12 protein-coding genes are annotated in these 13,000 nt (G+C 58.6%); 1 reads left to right on the top strand and 11 read right to left on the bottom strand.

The genetic code is table 11. The annotated features are described in order from the left end of the window. Positions 1-18 precede the first annotated feature (18 nt). On the top strand, positions 19-1,074 hold the full coding sequence (locus ACIROY_RS00390) for an SDR family oxidoreductase (protein WP_402338884.1): 1,056 nt from the start codon (positions 19-21) through the stop codon (positions 1,072-1,074). 105 nt (positions 1,075-1,179) lie between these two features. Here the strand turns inward: ACIROY_RS00390 and ACIROY_RS00385 are convergent, their stop codons facing one another. The 11 genes from ACIROY_RS00385 to hisS form a co-directional block, all read right to left on the bottom strand. Further along, on the bottom strand, positions 1,180-1,716 hold the full coding sequence (locus ACIROY_RS00385) for a phosphoribosyltransferase (protein ID WP_116435660.1): 537 nt from the start codon (positions 1,714-1,716) through the stop codon (positions 1,180-1,182). Positions 1,717-1,751: 35 nt separating this feature from the next. Beyond that, the gene (locus ACIROY_RS00380; RefSeq protein WP_402272269.1) at positions 1,752-3,065 is read right to left on the bottom strand and encodes an adenylosuccinate synthase; all 1,314 of its coding nucleotides are present in this window, start codon (positions 3,063-3,065) and stop codon (positions 1,752-1,754) included. A 3-nt stretch (positions 3,066-3,068) separates the two neighbouring features. Beyond that, positions 3,069-4,220 (bottom strand): ATP phosphoribosyltransferase regulatory subunit, encoded by a 1,152-nt coding sequence (locus ACIROY_RS00375; RefSeq protein WP_402272271.1) that lies wholly within the window; start codon positions 4,218-4,220, stop codon positions 3,069-3,071. A 295-nt stretch (positions 4,221-4,515) separates the two neighbouring features. Beyond that, positions 4,516-5,400 (bottom strand): protease modulator HflC, encoded by an 885-nt coding sequence (gene hflC / locus ACIROY_RS00370; protein WP_116435657.1) that lies wholly within the window; start codon positions 5,398-5,400, stop codon positions 4,516-4,518. Continuing rightward, positions 5,400-6,722, bottom strand: a complete 1,323-nt coding sequence (gene hflK / locus ACIROY_RS00365) for an FtsH protease activity modulator HflK (protein ID WP_402338881.1) — start codon at positions 6,720-6,722, stop codon at positions 5,400-5,402. The genes hflC and hflK overlap by 1 nt, the downstream gene beginning before the upstream one ends. A 102-nt stretch (positions 6,723-6,824) precedes the next feature. After that, positions 6,825-7,997, bottom strand: coding sequence for a GTPase HflX (gene hflX / locus ACIROY_RS00360; protein WP_402272278.1), 1,173 nt, complete (start codon positions 7,995-7,997; stop codon positions 6,825-6,827). Positions 7,998-8,036: 39 nt separating this feature from the next. Continuing rightward, a complete protein-coding gene (gene hfq, locus ACIROY_RS00355) occupies positions 8,037-8,276 on the bottom strand; it encodes an RNA chaperone Hfq (RefSeq protein WP_034297704.1) in 240 nt (79 codons plus the stop codon). 119 nt (positions 8,277-8,395) lie between these two features. Further along, positions 8,396-9,736 carry a ribosome biogenesis GTPase Der gene (gene der / locus ACIROY_RS00350; protein ID WP_402272280.1) on the bottom strand — a complete coding sequence of 447 codons (1,341 nt, stop codon included), beginning with the start codon at positions 9,734-9,736 and terminating at the stop codon, positions 8,396-8,398. A gap of 6 nt (positions 9,737-9,742) precedes the next feature. Beyond that, on the bottom strand, positions 9,743-10,915 hold the full coding sequence (gene bamB, locus ACIROY_RS00345; RefSeq protein ID WP_402338879.1) for an outer membrane protein assembly factor BamB: 1,173 nt from the start codon (positions 10,913-10,915) through the stop codon (positions 9,743-9,745). Positions 10,916-10,969: 54 nt separating this feature from the next. After that, positions 10,970-11,620, bottom strand: a complete 651-nt coding sequence (locus ACIROY_RS00340) for a YfgM family protein (protein ID WP_402338877.1) — start codon at positions 11,618-11,620, stop codon at positions 10,970-10,972. A gap of 27 nt (positions 11,621-11,647) precedes the next feature. Continuing rightward, complete coding sequence (gene hisS, locus ACIROY_RS00335; RefSeq protein WP_402338876.1) at positions 11,648-12,994, bottom strand: histidine--tRNA ligase; 1,347 nt, start codon at positions 12,992-12,994, stop codon at positions 11,648-11,650. Positions 12,995-13,000: the final 6 nt, after the last annotated feature.

The following is a 13,000-nucleotide window of genomic DNA, read 5'->3' as shown; positions in this document are numbered from 1 at the left end:
GTCCGGAAATCCACCACCATGAACACTCAAAAAGTAGCACTGGTAGTCGGCGCCCAAGGCGTCATTGGCCGCAACCTGATCGATCATCTGCGCGGCCTCAAAGACTGGAACATTATCGGACTGTCGCGCCGCGGCGGCGAGTCGGACGAGCGTGTACGACACATCGCGGTTGACCTTCTCGACCAGGAAGACTCCCGCGCCAAATTGGACGGTCTGAAGCAGGTTACGCACATCTTCTACGCCGCCTACCAGCATCGTCCGAGCTGGGCGGAGTTAGTCGCGCCAAATCTGGCGATGCTGGTCAACACGCTGGAAAGTGTCGAGCCCGTTGCCGATCATCTGCAACACGTCAGCCTGATGCAGGGCTACAAGGTCTACGGCGGCCATCTCGGTCCGTTCAAGACGCCGGCGCGCGAAACCGATGCACATTTCATGCCGCCGGAGTTCATGTTCGATCAACAGACTTATCTCGAGCAGCGCCAGCAGGGCAAGGCATGGACCTGGTCGGGCATCCGCCCGGCGGTGGTCGGCGGCTTTGCCCTGGGCAATCCGATGAACCTGGCGCTGGCGATCGCGGTGTATGCGTCGGTGTCGAAAGAGCTGGGCTTGCCGCTGCGCTTTCCGGGTAAGCCTGGCGCTTATGACAAGCTGGTGGAGATGACCGATGCGGGCCTGCTGGCCAAGGCCACGGTGTGGGCGGCGACCGATCCGCGTTGCGGCAACCAAGCCTTCAACATCGGCAACGGCGATTTGTTCCGCTGGAGCGAAATGTGGCCGAAGATTGCGCGTTATTTCGATCTCGAGGTAGCGCCGCCTCTGCCCCTGTCGCTGACCACCGTGATGGCGGACAAGGCCGAGGTGTGGCAGCGCATTGTCGACAAGCATGATCTGGCCCGCCATGGCCTGGCCGAATTGTCGTCGTGGGAGTTCAGCGACTTCGTGTTCTCCTGGGACTACGACATGTTCGGCGACGGATCGAAGGCGCGGCGCTTCGGCTTTCATGAGTATGTCGAGACGGAGGACATGTTCATGGCAATCTTCGACGACTTCCGTCGCCGCAAAGTGATTCCTTAAGAGCTGCGGGAAGCTTCAGGCCGGACATAAAAAAAGAGCTTACGTTGATGCGTAAGCTCTTTTTCATTGTGGATCGCTGAACTCGCAATCCAGCAGAACGACGAATTACTTCGTCTCGCCCTTCTTGATCCATGCCGCCAACTGATGCGGACCGAGGCCGTCGTAGTCTTCGAACGGCTGATGAATCCACGGATTGGTCGGCAGGTAGTCGAGGTGATAGTCCGGCTCGACGATTGAGCAGGCCTTCCACCACAGCACTGCGGACTTGATCTCGGTCACGGCTGGATAGTGCTCCTTGAGGTGCATCTGCACCTTTTGCAGCGTCACGCCGGAATCGACCAGATCGTCCACCAGCAAGACGCGGCCCGACAGGCTGCCCTTGGTGATGGTGATGTATTTGGCGATGTCCAGGCTGCTGCGGATGGTGCCAGCAGCTTCACGGTAGGAGCTGGTCGACAGGATCGCCAGCGGCACATCGAAGATGCGCGAGAACACATCGCCCGGGCGCAGGCCGCCACGCGCGAGGCACAGGACCTGATCGAATTGCCAGCCCGATTCGTGCACTTTCAGGGCCAGCTTTTCGATGCTGCGGTTGTAGTCATCCCAGGAGACCCACAGGTCTTTGTCGTCGGATATTTTCATTATTGATACTCGTCGTACGGAGTTGCTTGACTGGATTACTTGAACGGATGGCGCAGGACGATGGTCTCTTCGCGATCCGGACCGGTCGAAATCATGTCGATAGGCACACCGACCAGTTCCTGGATGCGTTCGATGTATGCGCGAGCGTTCTTCGGCAGGCCGTCCAGCGATTGTACGCCGACGGTCGATTCTTTCCAGCCCGGCATTTCTTCGTAGATCGGCACGCAGGCAGCGGCTTCTTCAGCCCCGACCGGGAAGATATCGACGGTCTTGCCGTTCAGTGTGTAGCCGGTGCACAGCTTGAGCGACTCGAGGCCGTCCAGCACGTCCAGCTTGGTCAGGCACATGCCGGACACGCCGTTGATCTGTACCGAACGCTTCAGCAACGCGGCGTCGAACCAGCCGCAGCGGCGTGCACGACCGGTGACGGTGCCGAATTCGTGACCGACGGAAGCCAGATGCTTGCCGACGCCTTCATCGGTCGGCAGTTCAGCCGGGAACGGACCCGAACCGACGCGTGTGGTGTAAGCCTTGGTGATACCCATGACGTAGTGCAACATGTCGGGACCGACGCCTGCGCCGGCGGCGGCGTTGCCGGCCACACAGTTGCTCGAGGTGACGAACGGATAGGTGCCGTGGTCAACGTCCAGCAGGCTGCCTTGCGCGCCTTCGAACAGCAGGTTGGAACCGTTCTGGTTGGCGATATGCAGATCGTTGGAGACGTCGGCGACCATCGGCTTCAGGCGCGGCACATTGGCCAGCGCATCGTCCAGAGTCTTCTGGAAGTCGACCGGCTGGGTCTTCAGGTACTGGGTCAGGACGAAGTTGTGGTAGTCCAGGTTTTCCAGCAGCTTTTCAGCGAAGCGCTTTTCGTTGAGCAGATCGGCCACGCGGATGGCGCGACGGGCGACCTTGTCTTCGTAGGCCGGGCCGATGCCCTTTCCGGTAGTGCCGATCTTGGCGGCGCCGCGTGCAGCTTCACGCGCCACGTCGAGTGCCACGTGATAAGGCAGGATCAACGGACAGGCTTCGGACACCTTCAGACGCGACGCGACTTCGACGCCGGCAGCTTCCAGCTTGTCGATTTCACGCAGCAGATCAGGCACGGACAACACCACGCCATTGCCGATGTAGCAAGCCACGCCGGCACGCATGATGCCGGACGGAATCAATTGCAGCGCAGTCTTCTTGCCGCCGATGACCAGCGTATGGCCCGCATTGTGGCCGCCTTGGAAACGCACCACGCCCTGGGCGTGATCGGTCAGCCAATCGACGATCTTACCTTTACCTTCATCGCCCCACTGCGTACCGATGACGACGACATTCTTTGCATTGCTTTTCTGTAACATGGCTTAACCCAAATTTTTGATAATCCAATTTCCATTGCTGAGTTCCACTGCACGGTCGCAGTCGAATTCGTCCTGGTCGTTCTCGTGTCCCGGGAGACTTTGAATCACGATTTCCCCGGCGCGGCGCAATTCCGCTATTTTCTCACGCAAACCTGCCTCGGTACCCCATGGCGCACGAATTGCAGCTTTTCGTTCCGCACCCGGCATCAGGCGAGCCAGTTCACGCAAATCCATGGAAAAACCGGTCGCCGGGCGGGCGCGTCCGAATGCTTCACCGACATGGTCGTAACGGCCGCCGCGCACCACTGCATTGGGCAGGCCCGGCACATACGCCGCGAACATCACGCCGCTGTGATAGTGGTAACCGCGCAGGTCGGCCAGGTCGATGGTGACGTTGGCTTCGCCGGCCAGTTGCGCCAGCGCCTGCAGTTCGTCGAGCGCCTGGGCGATGCCCGGCAGCGCCGGCAAGGCCTTGCGTGCACGTGCGATCACCTCGATGTCGCCGTACAGGCCCGGCAGTGCCAGCAAGGCGTCACGCGTGGCCGGCAGATAGTCTTTTGTCAATATCTGCAGACCAGGAATGTCCTTGGCTTCCAGCAGGCCGAACAATTGCGCCGCCTGCTTGGCCGCCTTCTCGTCGTTGGCAATGATGGCGCGCAGCACGCCGACGTGGCACAGATCCAGGCGCACCTTGCCGATGCCGGCGAGTGCCAGCGACGCCAGCGCCAGTGCCTGGATTTCAGCATCGGCTTCGAGGCCGGCGTGGCCGTAGATTTCGGCGCCGATCTGCAGCGGTTCGCGCGTGGCGTGCAAGCCGGAAGGACGGGTATGCAACACGCTGCCGGCATAACACAGGCGCGTGACGGAATCGCGGTTGAGCAAATGCGCGTCGATGCGCGCGACTTGCGTGGTCATGTCGGCACGAATCCCGAGCGTGCGGCCCGACAGCTGATCAACCAGCTTGAAGGTGCGCAAGTCGGTGTCCTGACCGGCGCCGGTCAGCAGCGACTCAAGGTATTCGAGCAGCGGCGGCATGACCATCTCGTAGCCGTACAGGCGGAAATTGTCGAGCATGCGGCGACGCAGCTCTTCAATCTTGCGCGCTTCGGACGGCAGGACGTCGGCAATGTTTTCAGGAAGAAGCCAGTTAGGCATAAAACAATTCAATCAAAAAATATATCTGAAACAAACCCCGGCATGCTCAGGGTGAACTCAGGCAAAACCAGGCAAACCCCGCCACACGCGGCAAGGCACACGCGTCCGAAGAAGCGTATGCCTGGAGCACATCACATCAATGCTGGGGAAACAAATACTCGAAAGAAACGAAAAGAAACGACAGAAACAGCAGACAACAATTCAGGTCAACAAAAACAGAAGGACACCCCATGCCGGCGGCATCCGTTTTTCTGTTCGCGCAACCCGATATTGTATACCACGAACGGGTCGTGGCTTATTTCTTGGCGCTCACGCCTCCCACGCCCTTGAAATATTTGAAGAACTCGGAGTTGGGGTCCACTACCATCAGGTCGTGACGGTTCTTGAAACTGGCGCGATAAGCCTCGAGGCTGCGATAGAACTTGAAGAACTCGGGATTCTGTCCGAATGCCTGGGCGTAGACCTGCGAAGCCTTGGCATCGCCTGCGCCGCGGATCTTTTCCGCATCACGATAAGCTTCAGCCAGGATAACCACGCGCTGGCGGTCGGCATCGGCGCGAATCTTTTCCGACTCGGCGGCGCCGGTGGAACGCAATTCGTTGGCAACGCGGGCACGCTCGGATTTCATGCGGTCGTACACCGAATTATTGATCTGGTCGACATAGTCGACGCGGCGCAGGCGCACGTCGATAATCTCGGCGCCGATCTGCTTGGCCTCAAGAGCGACCTTGCGCTGGATCGCGTCCATCACCTTGCCGCGCTCACCAGAGATCACTTCGCGCACGGTGCGCTTGGTGATTTCTTCGTTCAATGCAGCCTTGACGATTTGCGACAGGCGATCTTGAGCGCGACGCTCATCGCCACCGAAGCTGATGAAGTACAGGCGTGGATCAACGATGCGCCATTTGACGAAGGAGTCCACCAGGACGTTTTTCTTTTCGGCCGTGATAAAACGGTCGGCGTCAGGCGTATCCAGGGTCTGGATGCGCTTGTCGATGTAGATCACGTTCTGGAACGGCGGCGGCAGCTTGAAGTGCAGACCCGGCTCGGTCACCACCTGCTTGACTTCACCAAGGGCGAAGACGATGGCCGACTGGCGCTGCTCAACGATGAAAACGGTGGTCGACACCAGCCAGATGGCGATGACGGCGACGATGATGCTGGTAATCAGGCGGCTCATTAGCGTACCTCCCGATCGCGGGAATCACGCGCATCCCGGTTGCGGGAATCACGTTGGGCATCTGTGGAATACACTGGATCTGTTCCTGGAAGTGTTGGCGAAGCAGCGGATGATGATCCTGCAGGCGCAGTCGCAGGCTTTGCTGCCGCGGCGGCGTTATCGGATTGCTGGATCAGCTTGTCCAGCGGCAGATACAGCAAGTTGTTGCCGCTCTTGGCATCCACCATGACCTTAGTCGTGTTGGAGAAGATCTGCTGCATGGTTTCCAGATACATACGGTCACGCGTCACAGCCGGCGCTTTCTGGTATTCCTCGAGCACTTGCTTGAAGCGCGCGGCATCGCCTTCGGCGTTGGCGACGATGCGCGAACGGTAGGCTTCGGCTTCTTCCAACAGGCGTGAAGACGCGCCGCTAGCCTTCGGAATCACATCGTTGGCATAGGCCTGGCCTTCATTCTTCTGACGCTCGCGGTCCTGCCCTGCCTTGACGGCGTCGTCGAATGCCGCCTGCACCTGTTCAGGCGGTTGCACACCCTGCATAGTGACGTTGGTGATCTGCACACCCGATTTATAGCGATCAAGGATTTGCTGCATCAGTTGACCAACGTCGAGCGCCACCTTTTCACGGCCTTCGTACAACACGAAGTCCATCTTGCTGCGGCCGACGATCTCGCGAATCGCGGTCTCGGCGACCTGACGTACGGTCTCGTCCTGGTCGCGGTTGTTGAACAGCCATTCTGCGGCGTTCTTGAGCTTGTATTGAACGGCGAACTGGATGTCGATGATGTTCTCATCGTCAGTCAGCATCAACGCTTCCTTCAACTGCTTGTTCTTGGCGTTGCTGCGATAGCCGATTTCCGCCGTGCGCACCTGCGAGACGTTGACGATCTCGTGGCTTTGCACCGGATAAGGCCAGCGCCAGTTAAAACCCGGCAAGGTGGTGTGGCTGTATTTGCCGAAGGTCATGACGACTGCGGTCTGCCCCTCCTGCACGATGAAGAAGCCGCTGGCCAGCCACAGGAATGCGACGATGACGGCGATCACGCCGGCGCCGATACCGGCGCCCTTGATATCGCCGCGATTGAAGCCGCCGCCGTCGCCGTTATCCGAACCGCCGCCACCGCGTTTGCCAAACAGCCGGCTCAGGCGTTGATTGAAATCACGCCATAGCTGATCGAGGTCGGGAGGACCATCTTCCGGCTTTTTGCCATTGTTGCCGTTGTTCTGATTTTGACGGTTGTTGTCGTCTTGTGAACCGCGCCCCCATTGAGGGTCGTTCAACGAAAACTTTATACCGAGTTTTTTGAATAGAGAAACGAGCATGCGTTGCGATCCGGCTTAGTAATTGAAAAAATCAAAAGAGGGAATGCCCGCCAACTTCGAGAACCGCCTGGACGACCAGCTGTGGCGGTTCAAGCCAACAGATTAATGCGCGTGCGTATCGTTTGTGTCGTGTGTATCGCGCACATCGTACACGTCACGCACATCTTGAGAATCGGGAATCTGAGACCGGGCGCCCCTGCGTGCCTCGATCGACGACCTGAGTGAGTCGGCAATTGCCTGCCGCAACAAATCCAGGCCGGCACCGGTTTTTGCACTGACAAAAACCCGGTGGATTCTACCATACTCATCATGCTCAATTGCCGGTTCCAGCTCAGCGGCATCGATCTTGTTCCAGACCAGAATCTGAGGAATATGATCAGCGCCGATCTCCTTAAGAACCAGATTCACCTGCTCGATTTGCTCCATGCGCACCGGGCTTGCCGCATCGACAACATGCAGCAGCAGATCAGCGTGAATGGTCTCTTCGAGCGTGGCGCGAAACGCCGCCACCAGTTGGTGAGGCAACTCACGAATGAAACCGACCGTATCGGAAATGACAACATGGCCTACCTCACCAAGATACACCCGGCGCGACGTCGTATCGAGCGTCGCGAACAGCTGATTGGCGGCATAGACACCGGCTTTGGCCATGGCATTGAACACCGTGGATTTGCCGGCGTTGGTGTAACCGACCAGCGACACCGAGAAGGTGTCATTGCGGCCACGGGCCCGTCGCTGTGTGGCATGCTGGCGATGCAACTTGGCCAGTTGCGCGCGCAAGGCCTTGACGCGATCGCCGAGCAGGCGACGGTCGGTTTCGAGCTGGGTTTCGCCCGGGCCGCGCAAGCCGATACCGCCCTTTTGTCGCTCCAAGTGAGTCCAGCCGCGAATCAGGCGCGTCGCCAGATGCTGTAACTGGGCAAGTTCAACCTGCACCTTGCCTTCATGGCTCTTGGCGCGTTGGGCGAAAATATCGAGGATCAGGCTGGTGCGATCAAGCACCCGTGTTTTCAGCACCCGTTCGAGATTGCGCTGTTGCGCAGGCGATAAGGCGTGATTGAAGATGACGATGTCCAATTGCAGATCAGCGACTGCATCCGCAATCTCTTGCGCCTTGCCGGACCCGACAAACAGGGCGGCATCCGGACTGGCGCGTTTGCCTGTTACGGTGGTAACAGGCTCCGCGCCAGCGGACTTGGCCAGCAGGAATAACTCATCCAGACTCGCGGCAAAATCACTTTTGCCGAAATCCAGGCCGACTAGCGCGGCACGCATATCAGTATGCACACGGCGTGGCGCCGGCTGGATAAACCATTATTCCGCTTCTGCCGAATCGAGGCTCAGATTCACAGCGCGGGCTGGTACGACGGTAGAAATGGCGTGCTTGTACACCATTTGAGTGACTGTATTGCGCAGGAGAACGACATATTGGTCGAACGACTCAACATGACCTTGCAGCTTGATCCCGTTGACCAGATAGATCGAGACGGGGACGTGTTCTTTTCTTAAGGCATTAAGAAATGGGTCTTGTAACAATTGCCCTTTGTTGCTCATGGCAGCTCCACTGTGTTGTTGTGATTAGGATTTGGAGGCACCTGACAAAATTTCAAGTGCTTTACCAATCTATGCGTTATGAATGTAAACGATTTCCAACCGACCGCCAAGATTCGAGATTATTTATCTGGGCGCGCGAAAGGATTCTTGCTCGAGCGGAACTCGATACGGAGTGGAGTGCCAACCAACGAGAAAGTTTCACGAAAATGCTTTTCGAGATAACGTTTGTAGCTGTCATCCACGCCTTCAAGGGCGTTGCCGTGGATCACCACGATCGGAGGATTCATGCCGCCCTGGTGGGCGTAGCGCAATTTGGGTCGGATCGAGCCTTTGCGGCGCGGCTGTTGATGTTCGACCGCTTCGATCAGCGCCCGCGTGAGCTTCGGCGTAGTCAGATTGGACATCGCTGCGGCATAGGCCGAGTCGATGGATTTCATGACCGGGCCGATGCCGGTCGACTTCAGCGCGGAGATGAAGTGGAACTTGGCGAACGACAGGAAACTGAGCTTGCGCTCCAGGTCCATCTTGATCTCGTCGCGGCGATCGCTTTGCAGGCCGTCCCACTTGTTGACGCCCACCACCAGTGCGCGGCCGGACTCCAGCACGAAGCCGGCAATATGCGCGTCCTGCTCCGAAATGTCCTGTTGCGCATCGAGCAGCAGCAAGACCACGTTGGTTTCCGAAATCGATTGCAGGGTCTTCACCACCGAGAATTTCTCGATTGCTTCGAACACCTTGCCGCGCCGGCGGATACCGGCGGTGTCGATCAGCGTATATTGCTTGCCATCGCGCTCGAAGGGAATTTCGATCGAGTCGCGAGTCGTCCCCGGCATGTCGAAAGCGATGACGCGTTCTTCGCCAAGCAAGGTATTGACCAGCGTCGATTTTCCCACGTTCGGACGACCGACAATGGCGATCTTGATGCCGCGCGCGGTATCGACTTCTTCGCCGAGATCCGGACGTTGGGCCAGCGCGATATCCAGTGCTTCATCCACCAAGTCGGCGACGCCATCGCCGTGCGCAGCGGAAATCACATACGGATCGCCCAGGCCCAGCTCGTAGAAGTCGGCGGTGACGGACGTGTACTTCATGCCCTCGGCCTTATTGACCACCAGCATGACCGAACGGCCCGACTTGCGCAGGAAATCAGTAATGGTTTTATCGTGCGGCGTCAGGCCTTGACGACCATCGACAATGAATATCACGACATCGGCCTCGACCACCGCCTGCTTGGTCTGTTTGGCCATTTCAAACATGATGCCCTCTTTGGCCACCGGCTCGAAACCGCCGGTGTCAATCACCAAAAAGGGGCGTTCGCCGACCCGGCCTTCGCCGTAGTGACGATCCCGGGTCAGCCCGGGCATGTCTGCGACCAGCGCATCACGTGAACGGGTGAGCCGATTAAACAATGTCGACTTACCGACATTGGGACGACCAACAAGTGCAATAACCGGCTTCATTAAATATTATTCTGCCGCCAAGGCGACGACTGTTCCTGCTTGAGTTTGAAAAACGACGGCTTGCCCAGCGGCAATCGGCGTCACCTGAATCGGGCTGCCGTCGGTGCTTGTACGGGCGACGAACGAACCGTCATCGCGCGACAGGAAATGGATATAACCCTGATAATCGCCTACTGCGACTGCTTTGCCAACTGCAATCGGCGGCGACAGGCGTCGATAGGCCAGTTTGGCGTTGCGCCACAGCGCGGCGCCGGTGTCACGGGCAAACTCCGTCACGCCACCCTTGTCATCGGCCGAAAACACGAAACGGTCATCCAGCGTCAGACCCGATTCGCTGGAGAAATCCTTGACCCAGCGTACATTGCCGTTAGCGACATCGAAGCAGCCGATGCGACCTTGATAAGCCACCGCGCAGACATCGCGCACGCCCAATCCCGGCACGCCCGACACGTCAGCGATACGCTCAAGTTCGGTAGTGCCCTTCGGATCACCGACGGCGACTTCCCAGCGTGGGCCGCCGTTGTTCAGTGCCAGCGCCGACAAGCGGCCGCCCGGCAATGCGACGTAGGCGGTTTGCGAATCGAGCACGATGCCCGGCGCAGTGCGCAGTGTCAGCGCCGGCAAAGGACGCAGCACGGTCCAGCGACGGGCGCCGTTTTCGGCGTCAAATGCGGTAACACGATTGTCGATGCTGCGCACCAGCACCAGCCCCGAACCTACGACTGGCGCCGACAGGACTTCGCTGGGCGCCTGGGCTTTCCAGAGCGACTTGCCGTTGCCGTCAAAGGCCTGTACAACGCCCTTTTCACCCACCACCGCAATCACGTTGCCATCGCTGCCGACACCGGCCGTCAGGGACGAACCGGCATTGACGCGCCACACAGTCTGACCGGTGGATGCATTCAGCCGTACCACGGCGCCATCGGCGCCTGCAGCGAACACGCTGCCGCCGGCGAAGACCGGGCTGAACTGGAACACGCCGGCTTTTCCGACGGATGCAGTCCAGACGGTTTGCGTACGTAAGGTTTGCTTGAACTCGACCAGCGCTGCAGGCGGATTGACTTCCTTCTTGCTCGAAAACAGCGAGCAGCCCGACAACAAGGCTACAGCCGCCAGCGCGCTCAGCTTGATCGCCAGGGACGCTGTGCGCTTGGATACGACTTGTGACTCACGACGCATATGGTTTTTCCTCTTACCGGATTTCACGATGTTGGAGTGTTTTTATGGCGATGCTCAGGCTGCAGCCTTGGCCGGCGTACCACCGATGGCGTCGAGCTTCAGTTGAATCAACTGGCGGCCCGGATTGCGCTCATCGGTCTTGTCCAGCGCCAGTTGGTAAGCGACGCGTGCTTCGTCGCGCTTGTCCTGTGCCACCAGAATGTCGCCCTTGCGATCGGCAACGGCACCGGCAAACTGCACCGGAAAATCACCCGCCAGCAGCTTGAGCGCATCATCATAAGCCTTTGCATCCAGCAGCAAACCGGCCAGGCGGATCGATGCGATCGCCTTGTACTCGGCGTCACGACCATGGTCGATGACCCATTGCAATTGTTTCTTGGCGGTTTGGGTGTCGTTGGCGTTGAAAGCTGACTTGGCGGCGACCAGCGCGCTCATCTGTGCGTAAGCCGTACCACTGAACTTGTCCTGCATGTCGGTCGCTGCGCGCAGCACTTTGGCACCGTCTTTGGCCTCGGCCGCCTTTTGCTGCTCTTCATAGAGCTGCGAAGCTTGCTGGGATTGCTTGCGTTGATACAAATTCCAGCCGCTCCAGGCACCGTAGGCGGCCAGCGCGACGATCAACACCCAGGTCAGAAGATTGCCGTACTTGCTCCACCATGCCTTGATGGAAGCAAGCTGTTCTTGTTCTTCGAGATCGTATGCCATGAAATAAGTCTAAAAGTGGTTCAGAAATTAAGGGTGGTAATGCACGTGATCATGATCGTGGTCGTGGTCGCCGACGATTTGTTCAACGACATAGTCGGTCACGCCGTCAAATGGAATCGTGACCTGATTGCTTTCGCCTTCGACTGCACGCAGGGTCTTGACGGTGGCCGTCGCGTTATTGACCTCGTCTTCACCGAGAATGACCGCAAATGCCGCGCCGCTGGCGTCGGCTTTCTTCATCTGCGACTTGAAGCTGCCGCCCGCGCTCGCCGATGCGCAATGTAGCACAACATCCAGCCCGGCACCGCGTAATCTTTCCGCCAGCACGAAGGATTGCAGCTGTGCTTCGTCGCCCTGGTGGACCATGTAGACGTCGCATTGGTTCGGTGCGTATTGCTCGCCGCTTGCTTTCATCAGTTCCAGCAAACGCTCCACGCCCATGGCGAAACCGCAGGCCGGCGTCGGCTTGCCGCCGAACATTTCGATCAGCGGATCGTAGCGTCCGCCGCCGCATACCGTGCCTTGCGAACCGAGCTGGTCGGTGACCCACTCGAACACCGTGCGGTTGTAATAGTCCATGCCGCGCACCAGGCGCGGATTGATCGTGAACGGAATGTTGTTGTGATTCAGGATCTTTTGCACGCCTTCGAAGTGCGCGCGCGATTCCTCACCGAGATAGTCGAGCAGCTTGGGCGCTCCGTTGACCATGTCTTGCATGGTCGGATTCTTGGTGTCGAGAATGCGCAGCGGGTTCGAATGCAGGCGACGCTGGGCATCGGTATCAAGCAGCTCCTGGTGCTGCTCGAAATAAGCAATCAGGTCGGCACGATGCTTGCTGCGCTCTTCGGCGTCACCGATGGAGTTCAGCTCCAGACGAATGTCTTCCAGACCAAGGTCATCCCACAGGCGCTGGCACATCATGATCAGTTCGGCGTCGATGTCCGGACCGGTGAAACCGAGCGCTTCCGCACCGACCTGATGGAACTGACGATAGCGTCCGCGCTGCGGGCGTTCATGGCGGAACATCGGACCCGCGTACCAGAGACGCTTCGGACCATCGTAAGTGAGGTTGTGCTCGAGCGCCGCGCGCACCACGCTGGCGGTGCTTTCCGGACGCAGGGTCAGGTTGTCGCCGTTCATCGAATCGGTGAAGGAATACATTTCTTTCTCGACGATGTCGGTGACTTCTCCGAGGCCCCGCGAGAACAAGGCGGTCGGTTCGACGATCGGCGTGCGGATCTGCTGAAATCCGTAACTCTTGAGCACCGAATGCACGGTGTTCTCGAACAGTTCCCACAGCGGCGCGTCAGCCGGGAGGATGTCGTTCATTCCTTTGACGCCGACAATTTTTTCGATTTTCTTGTTTTCAGACATGCTAAT

It is taken from the genome of Herbaspirillum sp. NPDC101396, from assembly GCF_044767365.1.
In the GTDB taxonomy this organism is placed as follows: Bacteria; Pseudomonadota; Gammaproteobacteria; order Burkholderiales; family Burkholderiaceae_D; genus Herbaspirillum.
This window is presented reverse-complemented; position numbering and strand designations above follow the sequence as displayed.